Raw genomic sequence first — 22,572 nt, 5'->3', positions numbered from 1 at the left:
AGCGCTGCGATCCCATTACGGATGGGGCCGTGTCCGAATGACAGACTTGACCCCCGGGGTTTAGACGCCGAGGCTGGCGCCGGCGCCCAGCAGCGTCGCCACACCGAGCACCGCGAAGACGGCGGCGGCGATGCCGTGCACCAGCTTGAGCGAGACGCGGTTGGCGATCCTGTCGCCCAGGTAGACCGCCGGGACGTTGGCGATCATCATGCCGAGGGTGGTGCCGCAGACGACGGCGATCAGCGCATCGTAGCGCGCCGCCAGCGCCACCGTGGCCACCTGCGTCTTGTCGCCCATCTCGGCGACGAAGAAGGCGATCAGGGTGGTCATGAACACGCCGTAGCCGGCCAGGCGCGTGTCCTCGTCATCGAGCTTGTCGGGCACCAGGGTCCATGCGGCCATCGCCAGGAACGAGGCGCCCAGCACCCAGCGCAGGGTGTCGGGCCCCAGCAGGCCTGTGATCCAGGTGCCGATGGCGGCCGCGAACGCGTGATTGGCGATGGTGGCGATGAAGATCGCGGCGATGATGGGCAGGGGACGACGGAACTTGGCGGCCAGGACGAAAGCGAGCAGCTGGGTTTTGTCGCCGATTTCTGCGAGAGCGACAATGCCTGTGGAGACGAGGAATGCTTCCATTGGATGATGTGAGTAGTACGCGGGCCGGAAACGATTAACCAATGATCCAGGCGCGACTCCGGCCCATCATGGCCGCACCTCGATCATGGTCTCGTCAAGTTTTTCAACCACCTGCACCACGGTCTGCGGACCGATTATGTTGATGCAGGTTCCTGCGCCGGGAGGCGCAAGCCGACTACTCCCCAATTACGGCGCGTATTTTAACACAGCCGTTCTCCGGGACAGTTCGCCGCTCCGGTTGGCCGCTGTACACATCCCCGATACATGCCTGTGATATTCTGCATCGCGCTTCAGACCAACATTGAAAAGATCACCATGCCTATCAAGAAGACACTGTCCGCGTTCGTGCTTACCGCACTGATGTCGCTTGCCGCCCACGCCGATCCGCTGAGCTATGCGCGCTACGACCAGGTCCGCACCAGCGACCTGTATCTGGACCTGAAGGCCGATTTCGGCCGCAAGACGCTGGGCGGCTACGCCGAATTGACATTGAACTGGATCGACAAGTCGGCCCGTACCCTGGTGCTGGACACGAACGAACTTAGTATCGCCAAGGTGCAGGTGCTCAATCCGGGCGGCCGCTGGACCTCGGCCTCCTTCATGCTCGACAAGCTCGATGTGCAGAAGGGCCGGGCGCTGCGCATCGCGCTGCCATTCCAGCCGCAGAAGGTGCGCGTCTACTACCGCACCGCGCCGTCGGCCGCCGCGCTGCAATGGATGTCGCCGGCGCAGACCATGTCCGGCAAGCGTCCGTTCATGTTCAGCCAGTCGCAGGACATCAACGCGCGCTCGTGGGCGCCGGTGCAGGATACGCCGGCGGTGCGCTTCACCTACAGCGCCCGCATCGACGCGCCGGCCGGCCTGCGCGTGTTGATGAGCGCCGACAACGACCCCGCCGCCACCGGCGACGGCGGCTGGAAGTTCAAGATGGCGCAGCCGATTCCTTCCTACCTGCTGGCCATCGCCATCGGCGAGATCGAGGTGCGCAAGCTCGGTCCGCGCTCGGCGGTCTACGCCGAACCGGCCCGCATCGAGGCCGCCGCCAGCGAGCTGGCCGACACCGAGAAGATGATCAGCGCCGCCGAGAGCCTTTACGGCCCTTACCGGTGGGAGCGTTACGACATGATCGTGCTGCCGCCGTCGTTCCCGTACGGCGGCATGGAAAATCCGCGCCTGACCTTCCTCACGCCGACCATGATCGCCGGCGACCGCAGCCTGGTCGACCTGATAGCGCACGAACTGGCGCACTCGTGGTCGGGCAACCTGGTGACCAACGCCTCGTGGAAGCACATGTGGCTCAACGAGGGCTTCACCACCTACGTCACCACCCGCATCGTCGAAAAGATCTACGGCCCCGAGATCGCCGAGATGAACCTGCAGGTCGAGCAGGAGGAGGCGCTGGTCTCGCTGTTGACCGTGCCGGCCTCCAAGCAGGCGCTGTCGACGCGCGGCCCGGACACCGACCCGTCGACCTACGCCGACGGCGGCCTGATTTATCCGAAGGGCGCGTGGTTCCTGCGCACTATCGAGCAGCGTGCCGGACGCGAGGTGTTCGATCCCTTCCTGCGCGGCTGGTTCGACCAGCACGCGTTCAAGTCCGCCACCACCGACGAATTCGTCGAGTACCTGAAAAAGAACCTGCTCGACGCGCACCCCGAGTACATGCCGCAGGCGGAGCTGGATGAATGGCTGTACGCCCCCGGCATTCCCGCCACCGCCGTGCGCGCGGCCTCGCCGCGCCTGGCGGCGCTCGACGCCCAGCGCGCCGCGTGGCTCAAGGGCGAACTGCCGACCGCCGATTTGGGCGGCAAGGGCTGGATCGCGCTCGAGTGGATGCACTTCCTGAACGCCATCGAGGGCAAGGCCACCGCCGCGCAGATGCAGGAGCTGGACCAGGCGTTCGGCCTGGCCAAGACCGGCAACAACGAGATCGCGTATCGCTTCTACCTGGGTTCCGTCAAGGCGGGCTACAACGTGCGCGATCCGCTCAACAAATTCCTCATGAGCGTGGGCCGGCAGAAGTTCGTCGTGCCGCTGTATAGCGCGCTGCTGAAGAACCCGGGCGACAAGGACTGGGCGCGCGCCGTCTACGCCAAGGCGCGCGACCACTATCATCCCGTGACGCAGGCCTCGGTCGACAAACAATTCAAACTGTATAAATAATGAAGTTCTCCCGTACTTTTGTAGCGGCCGCGTTGATGGCGGCATTCGGCGCGGCAACCTGCACGGCGCTCGCCGCGCCGGACGCCGCCGCCACCGCGACCGCAAGCGCGGCGTCCAGCACGGCGTCCAGCACGGCGTCCAGCACCGCGGCGGTCCCCGCGTTCGACCTCGACGCCGACGTCAATCGCGCCCTCAAGACCTTCGGCGTGCCGGGCATGGCGATCGCCATCGTCAAGGACGGCAAAGTCGTCGCCGCAAAGGGCTACGGCGTGCGCAAGCTGGGCGAGCCCAAACCCGTGGACGCCAAAACGCTGTTCGAGGTGGCGTCCAACTCCAAGGCCTTCACCGCCGCGGCGCTGGCGATGCTGGTCGACGAGGGCAAGATCGCCTGGGACGATCCGGTCACCAAGCACCTGCCGGGCTTCCAGATGTACGACGCCTACGTCACCGGCGCGATGACGGTGCGCGACCTGCTCACGCACCGCAGCGGCCTGGGTCTGGGCGCCGGCGACCTGCTGTGGTGGCCCACCACCAGTTTCAGCACCGACGAAATCATTTCGCGGCTGCGCTACATCAAGCCGGCCACCAGCTTCCGCAACAGCTACGCCTACGACAACCTGCTCTACATCGTTGCCGGAAAAATCATCGCAGAGAAGGATGGCAAGCCGTGGGGCGACGCCATCCGCGACCGCATCCTCACGCCGCTGGGCATGGACGACACCACCACCAGCGTGGCCGCGATGCTGGCCAGCGCCGACTACGCGGCGCCGCACAGCAAGGTCAATGACAAGCCGGTGGTGGTCAAGCCGATACCGGTGCCGAACGCGGTCGGCGCGGTGGGGCTGAACACCAGCGCCGGGGACGTGGCGCGCTGGATGAATTTACTGCTCAACGACGGCAAGACACCGGACGGCAAGCAACTGATCGGCGCCAAACAACTGGCCGAGATGTGGACCCAGCAAACGCCGATGCGCATCCGCGAGCCGAAACCGGCGCTGGCGGCCACCAAGGCCAACTTCGCCGCCTACGGCCTGGGCTTCAGCCTGCGCGACTACAAGGGCCGCAAGATCGCCATGCACGGCGGCGCGCTGGTGGGATTCTATTCGACGGTGCTGATGGTGCCCGAGGAAAAACTGGGCATCGCGATCCTGACCAACGCCGAAAACGGCCCGGCGATGGCGGCCCTGTACTGGCGCATCCTCGACCAGTACCTCAAGGTGCCGGCCACCGACTGGATCAAGCTGTACGCCGAGCAGGAGGCGGCGGCCCACAAGGAGGAGCTGGAGCGCCTGGGCAAGGAGCACACGGCGCGCGCGGCCAGGTCGTCGCCGTCGCTGCCGCTGGCGTCCTACGACGGCGCGTATGAAGACCCGTGGTACGGCAAGGTCACCATCGCCGCCGAAGGTGGCAAGCGCGTGATGCGCTTCGCCCGCACGCCGGACCTGACGGGGGAGCTGGAGCACTTCCAGCACGATACCTTCATCGTCCGCTGGAAGGAGCGCAGCTTCAACGCCGACGCCTACGTCACGTTTGCACTGAACCCGAACGGCAGCATCGAGCGCATGAAGATGGAGCCCATTTCGACCGAGACGGACTTCAGCTACGACTTCCGCGATTTGAACTTCACGCCGTCGCCTAAATAAATGGCAGGAGTAGCCGCATGAGTCCGGCTAGTGATATGATATCGCCCTCGCATTGCATCGGGTCCCGCAAAGGCACTTTGGCAAGCTTGAATGATTACTAATCGAGGGATGAAGAAGATGTCTATGCAACGAGTTATGCTGCGTGCCAAGCTGCACCGGGTTACGGTCACGCAGGCGGATCTGAACTACGAGGGTTCCTGCGGGATCGACATGGATCTGCTGGAGGCGGCCGATATTTTGCCGAACGAGCATATCGATCTGTATAACGTGAACAACGGCGAGCGTTTCGCGACCTACGCGATTCCGGGCCTGCGCGGCACCGGCGAGATCTCGCTGAACGGCGCCGCAGCCCGCAAGGCGCACCTGGGCGACCTGCTGATCATCTGCACCTACGCGCCGATGACCGAAGAGCAGATCGCCGACTACAAACCGAAGATCGTGTTCGTCGACGCGCAGAACAAGATCACCGGCATGAAGAAATAAGACCGCTGCATTGGTCAGGAAAAAGCGTCCCACGGGACGCTTTTTTTCGCCTCGCGGTTTGGTCGTTCAGCCGGTTAGTTTCGCTTGTTCTCGGCCGCGTCCTGGCGCAGCAGCTGCGACATGTACTGCGGCGTGACGCCAAGGAAGGACGCCACCACCTTTTGCGAGATGCGGTGCTCCAGGCCCGGATAGTCGCGCCGGAACGCCGCCAGCCGTCCCAGCGCCGGGCATACGCTCAGGTAAAGCCGCTTGCCCTGGTCGATGATGCCGTGCTCGGAGGCCTTCAGATAATAGTCGCGCAACACGCCGTGGCGCTCGGCCAGACCGGTCAGCGCGACCCAGTCGATGTGGTAGCCGTGGATCGCCGTTTCGGCGATGACGAAATTGTGCGACAGCTCGTTGCGGTTGGCGCGCAGCAGATCGTCGTGGGAGGCGGCGGCCTGGCCGTCGGTGCGGAAGTACAAAGTCACCTCGTTGCCGGCGTCGGTGAGGAAGCCGGTGCGGGCGACGCCGCTGTGCAGCCAGTAGACGCTTTGCGCCAGCACGCCGATGCGCTGCAGGTACTCGCCCTTGCGCATGCTGATTGGCGCGGCGATCGGCGCCAGCAGGCGCGATACCTCGTCGTACATTTCCGGGGTCACGCGGTAGCGCTGTGTGACGACGTCGCGGTACTTTGCCCTGTGCTCTAAGAATGCCTGGTTCATGTTTCGATGGCGCGGCTGCAGCAACCGGCGATGATGTAATGGATGCCGGTATGTGAATAGCCGACCACGCGAGGACGAAGTGTAAACCTTTTCGCGCCGGAGGGTACGGCGGTGCGCGAAAGCGCCTGGGCGGGGCAGGTCCGGGCGCCGGGCACGGACCTGCGGGAGAGGATGGGAGGATGACTTCGGTGTTACGCCGCTTTACGTTGACTGGTCACCGCGATGACTTCCTCCGGCTTGCCGATGAAGCGGTAGATGGCGGCGCCCAGCAGCGCGCCGACGATCGGCGCGACCCAGAACGCCCACAGCTGCGCGGTGGCCCAGTCGCCGACGTACAGCGCCACGCCGGTGCTGCGCGCGGGGTTGACGGAGGTGTTGGTGACCGGGATGCTGATCAAGTGGATCAAGGTCAGCCCCAAGCCGATCGGCAGCGGCGCAAAACCCTTCGGCGCGCGCTCGTCGGTCGCGCCCAGTATGATCAGCAGGAACATCATCGTCATCACGACCTCGGTCACCAGCGCCGCCGTCAGCGAGTAGCCGCCCGGCGAGTGCGCGCCATAGCCGTTCGAGGCGAAGCCGCCCGCCACGTCGAAGCCGGCCTTGCCGGTGGCGATCACATACAGCACGCCGCCGGCGACGATCGCGCCGAGCACCTGCGCCACGATGTACGGCAGCAGTTTATTGGCCGGGAAGCGGCCGCCGGCCCACAGGCCGATCGACACCGCCGGGTTGAGGTGGCAGCCGGAGATGTGGCCGATGGCGTATGCCATCGTCAGCACCGTCAGGCCGAACGCCAGCGACACGCCGAGCAGGCCGATGCCGACGCCAGGGAAGGCCGCCGCCAGCACCGCGCTGCCGCAGCCGCCGAGCACCAGCCAAAATGTTCCAAAAAATTCCGCGCCATATTGTTTCATGTTTCTTCCTTTATCAAGTGGGGGGTGCGACGCTGTCATTAACAGCTATGCAACCTTGCCAATCTACATTGAAAGTAAGAAATTGTCGAGAGTCGGCGGCCCGCTGCGGGGTCCCCCAAAGTACCGTTTTGCTAGTCTCTATAAGGCTCCGTTCGTGGTTGCGCGGGTGCAACAGGATGTTGCAATGGGCCGGCCAGATTTAAAGTTTATGAGAACAAAGGCGGTTCAATTGCGATAGAGTTGGACCTTCAGACGTTCCCATCGGCGACGTTTTTGAGACTTCAGCGGGGTGGCGTTTAGTGAAGACAGTGAAGACAAAATTTGTATTGGACAGAAGCGTGGTGGTGCCGTTCGCGCTCGCCGGCGCCGGCGCGGCAGGAACGATGGCCGCAGGATGGAACGCATGGGGCTGGTACGCGGTGCTGTGGGCCGTGCTGCTGCTGGCCGCCGCCGCCTGGTGCGCGTTCGGCCAGGGCGCCGCCGGCGCCGCTGCGGGCGGAGCGTCGATGGTCGACGATTACCTCGACGGGCGCGAACGCTTCGGCGACGCCGTGCTGCCGATCTGGTGCCGCCATATTGAAAACTCCCGCACGCAAATGGAGGAAGCCGTCGCCGACCTGGCCGGCCGCTTCTCGAGCATCGTCGATAAGTTGGACCATGCGCTGCACGTCTCCAGCGTCGATGGCGGTGGCGGCAAGGGCGCGCCGTCGATGACCGAGGTATTCGCGCGCAGCGAGTCGCAGCTTGGCTCCGTGGTGACGTCGATGAAGTCGGCGATGTCATCCAAGCATGCCATGCTGGCGCAGATCAAGGACCTGGAACGCTTCACGCGCGAGCTGCGCGACATGGCCGAAGGGGTGGCCAGCATCGCCGCGCAGACCAACCTGCTGGCGCTCAACGCCGCGATCGAGGCGGCGCGCGCGGGACCGGCGGGGCGCGGCTTCGCGGTGGTGGCGCAGGAGGTGCGCAACCTGTCGAGCCGCTCGGCCGAGACGGGCCGCAACATCTCCAACCGGGTCGGCTTGATCAGCAGCGCCATCCTCGCCGCCAGCCAGGCGGCCGAGCAATCGAGCGAGCAGGAAGACCGCTCGATGCAGTCGGCCGAGGGCATGATCGACACCGTGCTGGCCGACTTCCGCAGCATGACCGACGCGCTGGTGCAGTCGTCCGATCTGCTCAAGCAGGAGAGCATCGACATCCAGGGCGAGGTGGGACAGGCGCTGGTGCAGCTGCAGTTCCAGGACCGCGTCAGCCAGGTGATGGCGCACGTGCGCGAGAACATGGAGCTGCTGCCGTCGCTGCTGCGCGAGAACCGCGTCCGCTACGAGGCGCACCACGTGCTCGAGCCGCTCGATCCGGCGCCGCTGTTGCACGAGCTGCAGAAGACCTACGCGATGGCCGAGGAGCACGCGGTGCACAGCGGCTCCAAGCACGCCGCGCCGGTTGCCGCCGCCGCCGACGAGATCACTTTTTTCTGAAACCACAAGGTAGATAGGGTACATAAGCCATGGCAAAAACGATTATGGTGGTCGACGATTCCGCGTCTCTGCGCCAGGTGGTGGGCATCGCGCTCAAGGGCGCGGGCTACGATGTCATCGAAGGGCGCGACGGTGTCGACGCGCTGTCCAAATGCACCGGCCAGAAAATCCATCTGGTGGTGTGCGACGTGAACATGCCCAATATGGACGGCATCACCTTCGTCAAGGAGTTCAAGCAGTTGCCGAACTACCGCTTCACGCCGGTCATCATGCTCACCACCGAATCGCAGGAGGGCAAGAAGGAGGAGGGCAAGGCCGCCGGCGCCAAGGCGTGGGTGGTCAAGCCGTTCAAGCCTGAGGTGCTGCTCGGCGCCGTGGCCAAGCTGGTGCTGCCATGAGTTCCGACGATGCCACCGGGGTGACCCGTCTCGCCATCGACGGCGAGCTGACGATCTACCGCGCCGCCGATCTGAAGGTGACGGTGCTGGAGGCGCTGCGCAAGTCGCCCGTGCTGGAAGTGGACCTGTCTGGCGTCACCGAGCTCGATACGGCCGGCCTGCAGGTGCTGATGCTGGCCAAGAACACCGCCGCCGCCGACAAGCGCGAACTGCGCCTGCTGAACCACAGCCCCGCCGTGGTCGAGATTGTCGAGATGCTCAACCTGGGCGCCTTCTTCGGCGACGCCCTGCTGATCCACAGCTAAATTCATCGGAAGGCCAGTCATGAACCTGGACGAAGCGCTACAGACCTTCATCACCGAAAGCCGCGAACTCCTGGAGGACATGGAGAACGCGCTGCTCAACATCGACATCGCCGGGGACCAGGGCGAGGCGATCAACGCCATCTTCCGCGCCGCCCACACCATCAAGGGCTCGGCGGGCCTGTTCAGCCTCGATCACATCGTCGCCTTCACCCACGTGGTGGAAAGCCTGCTCGACGAGGTGCGCGACGGCCGCGTGGTGATCAACGATGAAATGATCGTGCTGCTGCTGTCGTGCTGCGATTATTTGTCCGGCATGACCGAGGCGCTGGCCGCCGGCCAGCTGGAGGCCGATCCCGATACCGCGCCCGAGGGCGAGATGCTGCTGCACCAGCTGCGCCGGCACATGTCGGGCGGCCACGGCGGGGCCGAACCCGCCCACGGCGCGTCCGCCCCGGCCTCGGCGCAGTCGCTGACCGTGCAGTCGGAACCGGGCGTCGAGCGCATCGACAAGGTGGCCGGCGACAGCGACTACTGGCACATCTCGCTGCGCTTCGGCCGTGGCGTTTTGCAGAACGGGATGGATCCGATCGCGTTCCTGCGCTATCTGGCCAAACTGGGCAAGATCGTCGGCATCGCCACCGTGCCCGACGCCATGCCGGCGGCCGAGGAGATGGACGCGGAACTGTGCTATCTGGGTTTCGAGATCGCCTTCGACAGCAACGCCGACCGCGAGGCCATCGTCGGCGTGTTCGAGTTCGTGCAAGACGACTGCGAGATCCGCATCATCCCGCCGCACAGCAAAGTGTCGCAGTACGTCGATCTGATCCGCGCCTTGCCGGAGCAGCCCACGCGCCTGGGCGAGATCCTGGTCCTGTGCGGCAGTGTGACCGCGTCCGAACTTGCCGGCGCGCTGCAACAGCAATCGAGCGGCGAGGTAAAGGGCAAGGATGGCGGAGATGAATCGCCGCCGCGCCTGGGCAGCATCCTGGTCGCCGCCGGCAACGTGCCGCCGGTGGTGGTGGAGGCGGCGCTGGCGAAGCAAAAGCAGGTGGTCGAGCAGAAGGCGCAGGAGAGCCGCTCGGTCCGGGTCGATTCCGACAAGCTCGATCGCCTGATCGACCTGGTGGGAGAGTTGATCATCGCCGGCGCACGCGCCAGCATGATCGGCCAGCAGATCCACAACACCGACCTGCAGGAATGCACGTCGACCTTATCGGGCCTGGTCGAGGAGGTGCGCGACGCCGCGCTCGAGCTGCGCATGGTGAAGATCGGCGCCACCTTCAACCGCTTCCAGCGCGTGGTGCACGATGTCGCGCGCGAGTTGGGCAAGGACATCGGCCTGATGGTCGACGGCGAGGATTCGGAGCTGGACAAGACCGTGGTGGAGAAGATCGGCGACCCGTTGATGCACCTGGTGCGCAACGCCATGGACCACGGCATCGAGCCGGCCGATGTGCGCATCGCCAGCGGCAAGCCGGCCAAGGGCATGATCAAGTTGAACGCCTTCCACGAATCGGGCAGCATCGTCATCGAGGTGAGCGACGATGGCGGCGGTCTGCGCAAGGAGAAGATCCTGGCCAAGGCGGTCGAGCGCGGGCTGGTCGATCCGGAGCGCAAACTGAGCGACAGCGAAATCTACAACCTGATCTTCGAGGCCGGGTTCTCGACGGCGGAGAAGGTCACCAACCTGTCCGGGCGCGGGGTCGGCATGGATGTCGTCAAGCGCAATATCACCGCGCTGCGCGGCAGCGTGGACGTCAGCAGCAGGGAGGGCGCCGGCACCACCGTCACCGTGCGCCTGCCGCTCACATTGGCCATCATCGACGGCTTCCTGGTGCAGGTGGGCGGCTCGGTGTTCGTCATCCCGCTCGACATGATCGAAGAGTGCATCGAGTTCGCCACCGAACCGGGGCAGGACTACTGCAACCTGCGCGGACAGGTGCTGCCGTTCATCCGTCTGCGCTCGCTGTTCCGCATCGACGGCGCGGCCACGCGGCGCGAGAGTATCGTGGTGCTCAAGCTGGGCACCACCCGCGCCGGCCTGGTGGTCGACACCTTGCTGGGCGAATTCCAGACCGTCATCAAGCCGCTCAGCCCCATGTTCAGCGAAGTCAAATGCATCAGCGGCTCGACCATCCTGGGCAGCGGCGAGGTGGCGCTGATCCTGGACGTGGCCTCGCTGATGCAGGCCGTCGGCGGCAAAGGCACGGTGGCCCTGGCCGCCTAGTGAAACGAGGAGACTACGCATATGGTTAACCAGTCGGCCAACGCCGCCGCCAGCAACATCGTCACCTACGGCAGCAGTGCGATCGTCGCGCTGCAAAGCGGGGCGGCGCTGCCGAGCCAGTTCCTGACCTTCATGCTGGGCGAGGAGCAGTTCGCCGTCGGCATCCTGCACATCAAGGAGATCATCGAGTACGGCAGCCTGGCCACGGTGCCGATGATGCCTGCCTGCGTGCGCGGCGTGATCAACCTGCGCGGCGCGGTGGTGCCCGTGATGGACCTGTCGGCGCGCTTCGGCCGCAGTCCCAGCGCCATCACCAAGCGCAGTTGCATCGTCATCGTCGAAGTCGCGGGCGCCGGCGGCGACGGCAAGCAGGTGCTGGGCATGCTGGTCGACGCCGTCAACGCGGTGGTGGAAATCGCCGCCGGCGACATCGAGCCGGCGCCGTCGTTCGGCACCCGCATCCGTCCCGACTTCATCGCCGGCATCGGCAAGTTCAATAGCAAGTTCGTCATCCTGCTGGCGATCGACCGCGTGCTGTCGACCGAGGAGGTGGTGGAGATGGCCCGTTCCGCCGCCGGCGGCGCGGCAGCCGCCGCTCCCCCGCTGCTTTCCTGATTGTTCTCCAGATTTTTTGAATGTGACGCGTCATGCCCTTGGTAGCCATCTCCGATCGTGAGTTCATGCAGTTCCAGCGCTTCATCTACGACGCCGCCGGAATCACTATGTCCAATGGCAAGCAGGCGCTGGTCAGCGGCCGCCTGGCCAAGCGCCTGGCGCATTACCAACTCGATAGCTACAGCGACTATCTGCGCCTGCTCGAAAGCCGCTCGGACCCCGCCGAGCTGCAGATGGCGGTCGATCTGCTGACCACCAACGAAACCTATTTTTTCCGCGAACCCAAACACTTCCAGCTGCTGCGCGAGCTGGCCCTCGATGCGCGCGAGAAGCGCCAGACGATGCGCGTGTGGAGCGCCGCCAGCTCGAGCGGCGAGGAAGTCTACAGTATCGCCATGGTGCTGGCCGACGTGCTGGGCGACGCCGCCTGGGAAGTGCTGGGCACCGACATCAGCACGCGGGTGCTGCAGCGCGCCCGAAGCGGCCACTATCCGATGGAGCGCGCCAGCCAGATGCCGCAGGATTACCTGAAGCGCTTTTGCCTCAAGGGCCAGGGCAGCGAGGTCGGCACCATGCTGATCGAGCGCGCGTTGCGCCAGCGGGTCCAGTTCCAGCAGGTGAACCTGAACGCGCCGCTGCCCAAGATCGGCTGCTTCGACGTGATCTTCCTGCGCAACGTCATGATCTACTTTAACCTGGAGACCAAGCGCCAGGTGGTGGCACGGTTGCTCGCCCAGCTGCGTCCCGGCGGCTATTTCCTGATCGGCCACTCCGAGACCCTGAACGACATCAACGACACCATGTCGGTCGTCGCGCCATCGATCTACAGGAAGGCATAGCGGCGCCATGCCCGATTCGAAACTGATCGATGTCTTTCTGATGTCCGGCGATTATTTCGTCGGCGACGAGCGCTATCGCGTGCGCACGCTGCTGGGGTCCTGCGTGTCCGTCACGCTGTGGCACCCGGCGCGCCGCATCGGCGCCATGTCGCACTTTCTGCTGCCGGGCACGGGACATCGAAAAGCCCACGACAAGCCGGGCATGTACGGCGACGACGCCATGCACCTGCTGCTCGACGGCCTGGCGCGCCACGACGTGGCGCCCGGCCAGTGCCAGGCCAAGATCTTCGGCGGCGGCGCCATGTTTCCCCGTAATCCCAATGTGCGCGACATCGGCCTGCAAAACGGCGACTTCGCGCGCGAAATGCTGCACAAGAACGGCATCCACGTCGTCTCCGAGAGCCTGTTCGGCGAAGGGCACCGGCAATTGATCTTCACCATCCGCAGCGGCGATGTACTCAGCCGCCAGGTTCCGCCGGAACCGAAAGCTGCCCGCACCAGGGAAAACGCATGAGTACAATCAACGTCATGATCGTCGACGATTCGGCCGTGGTGCGGCAGGTCCTCAGCGGCTTGCTCAACGCCTCGCCGGGCATCACCGTCACCTACGCGGTGGCCAATCCTCTGCTGGCGATGGAGCGCATGAAGGTGCAGTGGCCGGACGTGATCGTGCTCGATGTCGAGATGCCCAAGATGGACGGCATCACCTTCCTGCGCAAGATCATGGCCGAGCGTCCGACGCCGGTGGTGATCTGTTCGACGTTGACGGAGAAGGGCGCGCAGACCTCGGTCGAGGCGCTGGGCGCCGGCGCGGTCGCCATCATCACCAAACCGCGCCTGGACCTCAAGCAGTTCCTGCACGATAGCGCCGACGAACTGGTGTCGGCGGTGCGGGCGGCGTCCGGCGCGCGCGTGGGCAAGCTGGCGGGCCGGGCGCCGGCGCCGCCGGTCGCCGCCAAGCTCAATGCGGACGCCGTGCTGCCGCCGGCCGATGCCCGGCCGATGACCGCCACCACCGAGCGCGTGGTGGCGATCGGCACCTCCACCGGCGGCACGCAGGCGCTGGAAGAGGTGCTCACATCGCTGCCGCGCGTGTGCCCCGGCATCGTGGTGGTGCAGCACATGCCGGAAAAATTCACCGCCGCCTTCGCGGCACGCCTCGACAGCGTGTGCGCGGTGCGCGTCAAGGAGGCGGCCAACAACGACCGCGTGCTCCAGGGCCAGGTGCTGATCGCGCCCGGCGGCAAGCATATGCTGTTGCGCCGCACCGGCGCCCAGTACTTTGTGGAAGTGGTCGACGGCCCGCTGGTCAACCGCCATCGGCCATCGGTCGATGTGCTGTTCCGCTCCGCCGCGCGGGCGGCTGGCGCCAACGCGCTGGGCGTGATCATGACCGGCATGGGCGACGACGGCGCCGCCGGCATGCTGGAGATGCTCAAGGCCGGCGCGCGCACCGTCGCGCAGGACGAGGCGAGTTGCGTGGTCTACGGCATGCCCAAGGAGGCCGTCAAGCGCGGCGGCGTCGAAAAAACAGTAGCACTCAATGCGATCTATCGCGAAATCCTGCAGCAATTGGCCCTATAAATCGCTTTTTATCCGCATCACACGGAAGGAACCATCATGCTATCAACCCTGACCGTCAGGACCAAGATCCTGGCATTGCTCGCCGTAGCGATATTGGCGCTTGTGGTGGTGGTCTTCATTGCCTTCTCCGGCTTGAAGGGGCAAGGGGAGATGCTCAATGAACTGGGCAAGAACCGCATGCCCTCGGTACGGGCTTTGATGGTCATCAACGAAGCGCAGACCGCGCTGCGCTCGTCGAGCCGCTTCATCGACGCGATGGGCATGTTCCCAGAAGACGCCAACGATATCGCCGCCGAGGTAAAACGCAAGCAGGACACCTGGAGCGCGGTCGACGCGGCCTGGAAAACCTATGACGCCTTGCCGCAGGAGCCGGAGGAGGCCGACGTATGGAAGACCTTCGCCAAACAGTGGGATACCTGGAAGACGCGCGACATGGCCATCACCGACATCGCGGCGCAGATAGCGCGCGCGGAGCCAGGCAAGCGCAGGGAATTGTTCGCGCTCCTGCATAAGACGCTGCAGGAAAACCGTCCGTCCTTCGCCGCCGCCGAGGAGAGCCTCAACAAACTGGTGGCGCTGAACGTCCAATACGGTGAGAACGACGTCAAACACGCCGATGTCGCTTCCGCCAGCGCCATGAACAGCATGTACGTCAGCGGCGGTGTCGCGCTGGCGTTGCTGGCGGCGATAGGGTTGATCATCCTGAACGGCATCATGCGCCAGCTGGGCGGCGACCCGGGCTACGCGGCGGAGATCGTGCGCAAGGTGGCCGACGGTGATTTGAGCGCCGACGTGCAGGTCAAAGCGGGCGACACCACCAGCCTGCTGGCGGCGATGAAGGGCATGATCGACAAGCTCTCGCAGGTGGTGCAGGACGTGAACAACGGTGCCGAGTCGCTGGCCAGCGCCTCCGAGGAAGTCAGCGCGACGGCGCAGTCGCTGTCGCAGGCCGCCAGCGAGCAGGCCGCCGGCACCGAGGAGACCAGCGCCTCGGTCGAGCAGATGACGGCGTCGATTTCGCAGAACACCGAGAACGCCAAGGTCACCGACGGTATCGCCAGCAAGGCCGCTGTTGAAGCGGTCGAAGGCGGCGACGCGGTCAAGTCGACGGTGGCCGCGATGCAGCAGATCGCCAAGAAGATCAGCATCATCGACGATATCGCCTATCAAACCAACCTGCTGGCGCTGAACGCGGCAATCGAGGCCGCGCGCGCCGGCGAGCATGGCAAGGGCTTCGCGGTGGTGGCGGCCGAGGTGCGAAAGCTGGCCGAGCGCAGCCAGATCGCGGCGCAGGAAATCGAGCAGGTGGCCAGCAGCAGTGTGCAGCTGGCCGAGAAGGCCGGCCATCTGCTCGATGAAATGGTGCCCAACATCCGCCGCACCTCCAACCTGGTGCAGGAGATCACGGCGGCGTCGGAGGAGCAATCGGCCGGCGTTGGCCAGATCAATTCGGCCATCACGCAATTGAGCCAGACCACGCAGCAGAACGCGTCCGCCTCCGAGCAGCTGGCCGCCACCGCCGAGGAGATGAGCGGCCAGGCCGAGCAACTGCAGGAGACCATGTCCTTCTTCAAGCTGTCGGGCGCCTCGCGACCGCTGCGCACCACCCGGGCGCCGGCCAGGCCGGCCAAGCCAGGCAACGGGCGTGGTCGTCCGGGCCACGGCAGCAGCAAGCAGATGATGGACATGGCCGATCCGGACGAATCGCATTTCGTTAAATTCTAAAGCGGGACCGATGATGAGCAACGTACAAGGCGCTGAGCCGCAATATCTCAGCTTCATGCTGGGACAGGACATGTTCGCGATGGGTATCCTGGCCGTGCGCGAGATACTGGAGTATGCGGGCGTGACGCCTGTGCCGCAAATGCCGCCCTGTATCAGCGGCGTGATCAACCTGCGCGGCACGGCGGTGCCGGTGCTCGACCTGGCGTGCCGGCTGGAGCGCGAGCCGGTACCGGTCAGCAAACGCACCTGCATCATCGTCGTCGAAGTCGATGGCCACGCCGGCGCCGGCGCCTTCGTGATCGGCATCCTGGTCGACGCGGTCAACGCGGTGCTCGACATTCCAGCGTCCGAGGTGGAGCCGGCGCCCAGCCTTGGCGCGCAGGTGCGGGCCGAGATGCTGCAGGGGATAGGCAAGGTCAATGGCCGCTTCGTGCTGCTGCTCGACGTGCGGCGGGTGGCGTCGGTCGGCGACCTGGCCGCCATCGCTCCCGCCGCCCTCGATCACGTGTAGGCGCGCACCGCTTCTACACCAACAAATCACCCTGGAGAACCATCATGTTCAAACAAATGAAAATGGAGACCCGGCTGCATGCCGGGTTCGGCGCCATCGTATTACTGGTGGTGGCGCTGGGGATTATCGCCTTCGCCAAACTGACGGCGCTTCACGATCAATGGGGGCACTTCGAGAGCGTCACGCTGGCGCGCAAGAACGCCGTGCTCGAAGGCGTCATCTCGCAGGGCCAGGCGGTCCAGCAATTCAAGAACTATATCCTGCGCGGCGGCGAGCAAAACACCCAGTTCCGCGCCGCGCTGACCAATATCGACAAGGAAATGGCCAACTACAAGGCAGTCGGCCCGCTCAGCGAAGAAGAGCAGGTGCTGCTGGGCGAGGTGGCGGCCGGCGTCAAGGCCTATGGCGACAGCATGGTCGAGCTGGAAGCGATGCAGGCGAAAGGCATGACGGCGACGGAAATGGACAAGTCCATCAAAGGCGCCGACGCCGCCATCGCCGGCGCCTTCCGCAAGCTGCTCAAGCTCAACGACAACGTCACCGACCGTGAATCGGCGGCCATGACCGAGGTAACGGAATCGGCCAAGCGCTTGATCCTGTCGGTCGACATCGTGATCGCCATGCTGGGATGCGTGCTGGCGGTATGGCTGGCGCGCAGCCTGTCGGGCATCGTGCGCGAAGTGCAGATGGTGGTCGCCGGCCTGGCCGGGGCGTCGCAGGAAGTCAGTTCGACGGCGCAGTCGCTGTCGCAGGCGGCCAGCGAGCAAGCCGCCGGGGTCGAGGAAACCAGCGCCTCGATCGAGCAGATGACGGCGTCGATCGCGCAGAATACCGAAAACGCCAAGGTCACCGACGGCATCGCCACCCAGGCCGCCGTGGATGCAACGCGGGGCGGCGAAGTGGTGAAGGCGACGGCGGCGGCGATGCGCCAGATCGCCAGCAAGATTAGCATCATCGACGATATCGCCTATCAAACCAATCTGCTGGCGCTGAACGCGGCCATCGAGGCGGCGCGCGCGCATGAACACGGCAAGGGCTTCGCGGTGGTGGCGGCGGAGGTGCGCAAGCTGGCGGAGCGCAGCCAGGTGGCGGCGCAGGAGATCAGCAAAGTGGCGGCCGACAGCGTCGATCTGGCCGAGCAGGCCGGCGTGATGTTCGATGCGCTGGTGCCCAATATCCGCAAGACGTCGGACCTGGTGCAGGAAATATCGGCGGCGTCGGAAGAACAGAGCTCCGGCGTGCGTCAGATTAACAGCGCGGTCAATCAGCTTAGCCAGACCACGCAGGTGAACGCGGCCAGCTCGGAGGAACTGGCGGCGACGTCGGAGGAGATGAGCGCCCAGGCCGAGCAGCTGGGGCAGTTGATGGCGGTATTCAAACGCTATGCGGTCGAGGAGCGGGTGCCGGCGCGGCGCGCCGCTTCCATCAAGGGAGCGGCGGCGCCGATGGCACGTTCGGCACGGGTTGTCTCGGCGGCCGCCCAGGGATCGCCGGACGAGAACAAGTTCACCCGGTTCTGATCCCCGTCACATGATTACGGTTTGACGAACTTCAGCGTCATGCGGTCGCTTTCGCCGATCGCCTGGTACTTCGCGCGGTCCTCGTCTTTATTACCGTAGGTCGGCGGCAGCGCCCAGACGCCGCCTTTGTGGTCGGCGGTGTCTTTCGGGTTGGCGTTGATTTCCGACTTGGCCGCCAGCTTGAAGCCCGCCGCCTCGGCCAGGCCGATCACATACTTCTCGTGCATGTAGCCGCTGCTGGCCGTTTCGTCCTGGGTCTTGTTGGCCGGCAGGCGATGCTCGACCACGCCAAACACGCCGCCCGGCTTCAACGCCGTGTAGACGCTGGCAAACAGCGCTTTCATATTCTCCGGACCGGCCGGTATCCAGTTGTGGATGTTGCGGAAGGTGAGCACCATGTCGACGCTGCCGGCCGGCGCGTATTCATATTTGCGCGGCGGCGAGAACACGCCCAGCGCCACCTTGTTGTACACCGGATTGGCGTTCAGGCGCGCCATGACGCGCTGCGCCGAGTTGCGTTCACGTTCGTCCGGCGCGGCCAGGTCGGCGCCGCCGAGGATCAATTTGCCGCTATCACGCAGGTAGGGCGCCAGGATCTCGGTGTACCAGCCGGCGCCCGGCGCCAGTTCGACCACCGTCATGTCCGGGCGGATGCCGAAGAACGCCAGCGTCTCGTAAGGGTGGCGGTAGGCGTCGCGCTGCACGTTGGCCGGGGTGCGGGTGCTGGCGGCGACGGCGGCCTTCAGTTTGGCGTCGGCCGCTTCGGTGGCGGCGATCGCGCCGCTTGCAGCGAACAGCGTGGTGGTGGCCAGGGCGGCCACGAGATATCTCTTCATGCAAAGTCTCCTGAGGGTTCGGTTGGCGGCGCGCAGTCGCCCGCCCTGCGCGATCATCGGCCATGCATGCAAAAAGATCAAGCGAATTGCGACGGCCGCACCACCGAAGTGCGGCGTGCCGTCGCCGCGCGTTAGGCTGGACCTCGTCGCGCCGGACGCGGACACTCGCGGACACCTGCCGGACACTTCGCGGACACTTTCGCGGACACTTTTCCCACCTTCGACGCCCCGTCCGGGGACTCTTGTAACACAGTGTTTCGTTGTGGTGGATGGCATACATTTTGCCTATCCCGATTCCTGATCCGGCGCTAATATTGGCAATCGTGCGGAAACGGCGACGGATATTCAGGTGTCACGTAAAGAAGCAAGCGCTATCAGAGTAGGACGCGCTAGAAGAGCAAATAAAAGCAAAGCAGAACCTTGGGCGGCTGGCCCACAATCATTGCCTTACGTTTGGAGATACGATGGAACGACGTGCTTTCCTCAATATTAGTAGTCTGGCCCTGGGTACGATGCTGCTGCCCGCCTTCGGTCGCGCGATCGCCGCCGAGGAGCTGCTCGCGCCGGTCGCCGTGCAGTTCAAGAAGATGCTGGCCGATACCGCGATGACGGCGGCCACCCAGGCCGGCGCCTCGTACTGCGACGTGCGCGTCGGCCGCTATCTGAACCAGTTCATCACCACCCGCGACCTGAATGTCGAAAACGTCGTCAACACGGAATCGGCCGGTGTCGGCGTGCGCGTGATCGCCGGCGGCGCCTACGGCTTCGCCGCCACCAACGACATGACCCCGGACGGCGTGGCCGCCGCGGCGCGCCAGGCGGTCGCCATCGCCAAGGCCAACGCCAGGCTGCAAACCGAACCCGTTCAACTGGCCCCCGTCAAGGGCGTGGGCGAAGTGTCGTGGGCCACGCCGATCGTCAAGGACTGGCGCACGGTGCCGATCAAGGAGAAGGCCGACCTGCTGATCGCCGCCAACAAGGCCGGCATGGACGGCGGCGCCAGCTTCATGCAATCGTTGCTGTTCCAGGTGAACCAGCAGAAGTACTTCGCATCGACCGACGGCTCCTACATCGACCAGGACCTGCACCGTCTGTGGATGCCGGTGTTCGCCACCGCCGTCGACAAGAAGACCAACAAGTTCCGCTCGCGCCAGGGTTTGTCGGCGCCGGTCGGCATGGGCTACGAATACCTGGACGCGCGCCCCGAGCACAAGATCAAGGCCGCCGGCGGCGTGACCACGCTGTACACCGGTTCCTACGATTTGATCGAGGACGCGCGCGCGGCGGGCAAACAGGCCAAGCAAAAGCTGACCGCCAAGTCGGTCGAACCGGGCAAGTACGATCTGGTGCTGTCGCCCGAGCACCTGTGGCTGACCATCCACGAGTCGGTGGGCCATCCGACCGAACTCGATCGCGTGCTGGGCTACGAGGCCAACTTTGCCGGCACCAGCTTCGCCACGCTCGATAAGTGGCAGAGCAAGAAGTTCAAGTACGGCGCGGACATCGTCAACATCGTCGCCGACAAGACCACGCCAGGCTCGCTGGCCAACGTCGGCTACGACGACGAAGGCGTCAAGTGCAAGCGCTGGGACATCATCAAGGACGGCATCCTGGTCAACTACCAGGCCACGCGCGACCAGGCCCACATCATCGGCGAAAAAGAGTCGCACGGCTGCTCGTACGCCGACAACTGGAGCAGCGTGCAGTTCCAGCGCATGCCCAACGTCTCCCTCCAGGCGGGCAAGAAGAAGATGACGCCTGACGAAATGATCAAGGACGTCAAGAAAGGTATCTACATCGTCGGTGACGGCTCGTTCTCGATCGACCAGCAGCGCTACAACTTCCAGTTCGGCGGACAGCTGTTCTACGAAATCAAGAACGGCAAGATCGGCCAGATGCTCGAGGACGTCGCCTACCAGTCCAACACGCAGGAATTCTGGAACGCCTGCGCCGGCATCTGCGACGAGCGCGATTGGCGCATGGGTGGCTCCTTCTTCGACGGCAAGGGTCAGCCTTCGCAGTCGTCGGTGGTGTCGCACGGCGCCAGCACCACGCGCTTCAACGGCATCAACGTCATCAACACCGCACGCAAAATCGGCTAAGCCTGGAGAACAGAGAATATGAAGAATTTGAGTCAAGAAGAGACCAAGCGTATCTGCGACAAGGTGCTGTCGCTGACCAAGGCCGACCAGTGCGAAGTGAACCTGAGCGGCAGCCGCACCGGCAATATCCGCTACGCGCGCAACGCCGTGTCGACCGCCGGCTTGATCGAGGATACGCAGCTGGTGGTGTCGGTCGCTTTCGGCAAGAAGCAGGGTATCGCCACCATCAATGAGCTGGACGACAAGTCGCTGGAGAAGGCCGTGCGCCGCGCCGAGGACCTGGCGCGCCTGGCGCCGGAAAACCCGGAGTTCATGCCGACGCCGGGCAAGCAGCAGTACAAGGCCAGCGAGACCTTCTTCCAGAAGACCGCCGACATCGATCCTGAATTCCGCGCCCAGGTGGCGGCGTACAGCATCGAGAACAGCAAAAAGAACAAGCTGGTGGCGGCGGGCTTCTTCACCGATACTTCCAAGTTCACCGCCATCGCCAATTCGAACGGCGTGTTCGGCTTCCAGCGCGACACCGGCCTCGATTTCAGCGTGACCGTGCGCACCGAGGATGGCCGCGGTTCCGGCTGGGCCAAGCGCAGCGTGGGCGACGCCAGCAAATTCGACGCGCGTGAAGCGTCCAACGTGGCGATCGAAAAGGCGTTGCGGTCGGTCGAGGCCAAGGCGCTGGAACCGGGCCGCTATACGGTGATCCTGGAGCCAGCCGCCACGTCCGACCTGCTGGCCTATATGTTCAACGGTTTCGACGCGCGCCAGGCCGACGAGGGCCGCAGCTTCCTGTCGAAAAAGGGCGGCGGCAACCGCATGGGCGAGAAGCTGTTCGACGAGCAGGTCAATGTGTGGGCAGACCCGTGGGACAAGAATGTGGCGGTGCTCCCGTGGGACAACGGCAGCATGCTGGCGCGCGAGCACCAGGAGTTGATCAAGAACGGCAAGATCAACGCCTTGAACTACTCGACGTACTGGGCGAAGAAGCAGGGCAAGCGCGCCATCGGCGCACCCGGCAACATCATCATGGCCGGTACCGACAAGTCGACCGAGGAGCTGATCGCCAACACCAAGAAGGGCGTGCTGGTGACCCGTACCTGGTACATCCGCATGGTCGATCCGCAGTCGGTGCTGTTGACCGGTTTGACGCGCGACGGCACCTTCTACATCGAGAACGGCAAGATCAAGCACCCGATCAAGAACTTCCGCTTCAATGAAAGCCCGGTGTCGATGTTGAACAATATCGATGAATTGGGCAAGCCGGAGATCCTGTCGGGCGACGAGTCGGATTACCAGTTGCTGATTCCGGCGATGCGGGTGCGCGACTTCAACTTCACGTCGCTGTCGGACGCGGTGTAAAGACGCGGGCCGCGCGGGCATTGGCGGATTACGGCGTTCCGCCTAATCCGCCCTACGTATCTCTTCGACTGCGGCGCGTGCGTCGCGCGGAACCACGTAGGGCGGATTAGCGCAGCGTAATCCGCCATGCATGCGCCGCCACTTACTCGATCATATTTTTCAGGAGTTCATGTGGAACGTCGTTCATTTCTAAAAGTCGGCGCGGCCGCCGGCGGCAGTTTGCTGATCCCGGTTTTCGGCAACGCCATCGCGGCCGAGGAGCTGCTCAATCCCATGGCCGTGCAATTCAAAAAATCGCTGGCCGACGCCGCGATGAACGCCGCCACCAAGGCCGGCGCCAGTTATTGCGACGTGCGCATCGGCCGCTACCTGAACCAGTTCATCACCACGCGCGACCTGAACGTGGAAAACATCGTCAACACCGAATCCTCCGGCGTCGGTGTGCGCGTGATCGCCGGCGGCGCCTACGGCTTCTGCTCGACCAACGTCATGACGTTGGACTCGGTGGCGGAAGCTGCGCGCCAGGCGGTCGC

21 protein-coding genes and 1 riboswitch (1 of these 22 running past the window's edge) are annotated in these 22,572 nt (G+C 64.7%); of the genes, 17 read left to right on the top strand and 4 right to left on the bottom strand.

All coding sequences use genetic code 11. The annotated features are described in order from the left end of the window. Positions 1 to 60: 60 nt before the first annotated feature. Positions 61 to 636, bottom strand: coding sequence for a TMEM165/GDT1 family protein (locus AC0IYS_RS29285; RefSeq protein ID WP_471708470.1), 576 nt, complete (start codon positions 634 to 636; stop codon positions 61 to 63). Between the two features lie 10 nt (positions 637 to 646). Beyond that, positions 647 to 832, bottom strand: a riboswitch (yybP-ykoY riboswitch). 119 nt (positions 833 to 951) lie between these two features. Here AC0IYS_RS29285 and AC0IYS_RS29280 point away from each other — a divergent pair. The 3 genes from AC0IYS_RS29280 (at position 952) to panD (ending at position 4,925) form a co-directional block, all read left to right on the top strand. Continuing rightward, positions 952 to 2,799 carry a M1 family metallopeptidase gene (locus tag AC0IYS_RS29280; RefSeq protein WP_471708469.1) on the top strand — a complete coding sequence of 616 codons (1,848 nt, stop codon included), beginning with the start codon at positions 952 to 954 and terminating at the stop codon, positions 2,797 to 2,799. Then, complete coding sequence (locus AC0IYS_RS29275) at positions 2,799 to 4,442, top strand: serine hydrolase (protein ID WP_471708468.1); 1,644 nt, start codon at positions 2,799 to 2,801, stop codon at positions 4,440 to 4,442. Before AC0IYS_RS29280 ends, AC0IYS_RS29275 begins: the two co-directional genes overlap by 1 nt. Before the next feature lie 123 nt (positions 4,443 to 4,565). Then, entirely contained in the window at positions 4,566 to 4,925 is a 360-nt protein-coding gene (gene panD, locus AC0IYS_RS29270) for an aspartate 1-decarboxylase (protein ID WP_090326118.1), read from the top strand. Positions 4,926 to 4,999: 74 nt separating this feature from the next. Here panD and AC0IYS_RS29265 read toward each other — a convergent pair whose 3' ends face one another. Next, complete coding sequence (locus tag AC0IYS_RS29265) at positions 5,000 to 5,629, bottom strand: Crp/Fnr family transcriptional regulator (RefSeq protein ID WP_471708467.1); 630 nt, start codon at positions 5,627 to 5,629, stop codon at positions 5,000 to 5,002. 191 nt (positions 5,630 to 5,820) lie between these two features. Beyond that, positions 5,821 to 6,543 carry an aquaporin Z gene (gene aqpZ / locus AC0IYS_RS29260; RefSeq protein WP_471708466.1) on the bottom strand — a complete coding sequence of 241 codons (723 nt, stop codon included), beginning with the start codon at positions 6,541 to 6,543 and terminating at the stop codon, positions 5,821 to 5,823. A 308-nt stretch (positions 6,544 to 6,851) separates the two neighbouring features. Here aqpZ and AC0IYS_RS29255 point away from each other — a divergent pair, with 308 nt between their 5' ends. From AC0IYS_RS29255 to AC0IYS_RS29205, 11 genes are read left to right on the top strand one after another with little or no spacing between them, the layout of a single operon-like run. Then, a complete protein-coding gene (locus AC0IYS_RS29255) occupies positions 6,852 to 8,021 on the top strand; it encodes a methyl-accepting chemotaxis protein (protein WP_471708465.1) in 1,170 nt (389 codons plus the stop codon). Between the two features lie 29 nt (positions 8,022 to 8,050). Beyond that, positions 8,051 to 8,419: a response regulator gene (locus AC0IYS_RS29250; RefSeq protein WP_090325726.1), complete on the top strand. Its 369-nt coding sequence runs from the start codon at positions 8,051 to 8,053 to the stop codon at positions 8,417 to 8,419. After that, positions 8,416 to 8,724 carry an STAS domain-containing protein gene (locus tag AC0IYS_RS29245; RefSeq protein ID WP_471708464.1) on the top strand — a complete coding sequence of 103 codons (309 nt, stop codon included), beginning with the start codon at positions 8,416 to 8,418 and terminating at the stop codon, positions 8,722 to 8,724. The genes AC0IYS_RS29250 and AC0IYS_RS29245 overlap by 4 nt, the downstream gene beginning before the upstream one ends. Positions 8,725 to 8,743: 19 nt before the next feature. Beyond that, complete coding sequence (locus tag AC0IYS_RS29240) at positions 8,744 to 10,951, top strand: chemotaxis protein CheA (RefSeq protein WP_471708463.1); 2,208 nt, start codon at positions 8,744 to 8,746, stop codon at positions 10,949 to 10,951. A 21-nt stretch (positions 10,952 to 10,972) separates the two neighbouring features. Then, complete coding sequence (locus AC0IYS_RS29235) at positions 10,973 to 11,566, top strand: chemotaxis protein CheW (protein ID WP_471708462.1); 594 nt, start codon at positions 10,973 to 10,975, stop codon at positions 11,564 to 11,566. A 32-nt stretch (positions 11,567 to 11,598) separates the two neighbouring features. Beyond that, positions 11,599 to 12,405 carry a CheR family methyltransferase gene (locus tag AC0IYS_RS29230; protein ID WP_471708461.1) on the top strand — a complete coding sequence of 269 codons (807 nt, stop codon included), beginning with the start codon at positions 11,599 to 11,601 and terminating at the stop codon, positions 12,403 to 12,405. Positions 12,406 to 12,412: 7 nt separating this feature from the next. Next, the gene (locus AC0IYS_RS29225; protein WP_471708460.1) at positions 12,413 to 12,919 is read left to right on the top strand and encodes a chemotaxis protein CheD; all 507 of its coding nucleotides are present in this window, start codon (positions 12,413 to 12,415) and stop codon (positions 12,917 to 12,919) included. Continuing rightward, on the top strand, positions 12,916 to 13,989 hold the full coding sequence (locus AC0IYS_RS29220; RefSeq protein WP_471708459.1) for a protein-glutamate methylesterase/protein-glutamine glutaminase: 1,074 nt from the start codon (positions 12,916 to 12,918) through the stop codon (positions 13,987 to 13,989). Before AC0IYS_RS29225 ends, AC0IYS_RS29220 begins: the two co-directional genes overlap by 4 nt. Before the next feature lie 36 nt (positions 13,990 to 14,025). Continuing rightward, a complete protein-coding gene (locus AC0IYS_RS29215) occupies positions 14,026 to 15,714 on the top strand; it encodes a methyl-accepting chemotaxis protein (protein ID WP_471708458.1) in 1,689 nt (562 codons plus the stop codon). A 13-nt stretch (positions 15,715 to 15,727) separates the two neighbouring features. Continuing rightward, complete coding sequence (locus AC0IYS_RS29210) at positions 15,728 to 16,225, top strand: chemotaxis protein CheW (RefSeq protein ID WP_471708457.1); 498 nt, start codon at positions 15,728 to 15,730, stop codon at positions 16,223 to 16,225. A 44-nt stretch (positions 16,226 to 16,269) separates the two neighbouring features. Then, on the top strand, positions 16,270 to 17,745 hold the full coding sequence (locus tag AC0IYS_RS29205; RefSeq protein WP_471708456.1) for a methyl-accepting chemotaxis protein: 1,476 nt from the start codon (positions 16,270 to 16,272) through the stop codon (positions 17,743 to 17,745). A 14-nt stretch (positions 17,746 to 17,759) separates the two neighbouring features. Here AC0IYS_RS29205 and AC0IYS_RS29200 read toward each other — a convergent pair whose 3' ends face one another. Next, complete coding sequence (locus tag AC0IYS_RS29200) at positions 17,760 to 18,581, bottom strand: class I SAM-dependent methyltransferase (protein ID WP_471708454.1); 822 nt, start codon at positions 18,579 to 18,581, stop codon at positions 17,760 to 17,762. A gap of 464 nt (positions 18,582 to 19,045) precedes the next feature. Here AC0IYS_RS29200 and AC0IYS_RS29195 point away from each other — a divergent pair, with 464 nt between their 5' ends. The 3 genes from AC0IYS_RS29195 to AC0IYS_RS29185 all read left to right on the top strand — a co-directional run. Further along, positions 19,046 to 20,683 (top strand): TldD/PmbA family protein, encoded by a 1,638-nt coding sequence (locus AC0IYS_RS29195; RefSeq protein ID WP_471708453.1) that lies wholly within the window; start codon positions 19,046 to 19,048, stop codon positions 20,681 to 20,683. Positions 20,684 to 20,701: 18 nt separating this feature from the next. Further along, positions 20,702 to 22,039: a TldD/PmbA family protein gene (locus AC0IYS_RS29190; protein ID WP_471708452.1), complete on the top strand. Its 1,338-nt coding sequence runs from the start codon at positions 20,702 to 20,704 to the stop codon at positions 22,037 to 22,039. 171 nt (positions 22,040 to 22,210) lie between these two features. Next, on the top strand, positions 22,211 to 22,572 hold the 5' portion of the coding sequence (locus AC0IYS_RS29185; RefSeq protein WP_471708451.1) for a TldD/PmbA family protein. Its footprint extends 1,276 nt past the window's final position; 362 of the gene's 1,638 nt are visible here — the first part of the coding sequence; the start codon lies at positions 22,211 to 22,213; its stop codon lies beyond the right edge, outside the window.

This window comes from Duganella sp. AC237, assembly GCF_979254035.1.
This window is presented reverse-complemented; position numbering and strand designations above follow the sequence as displayed.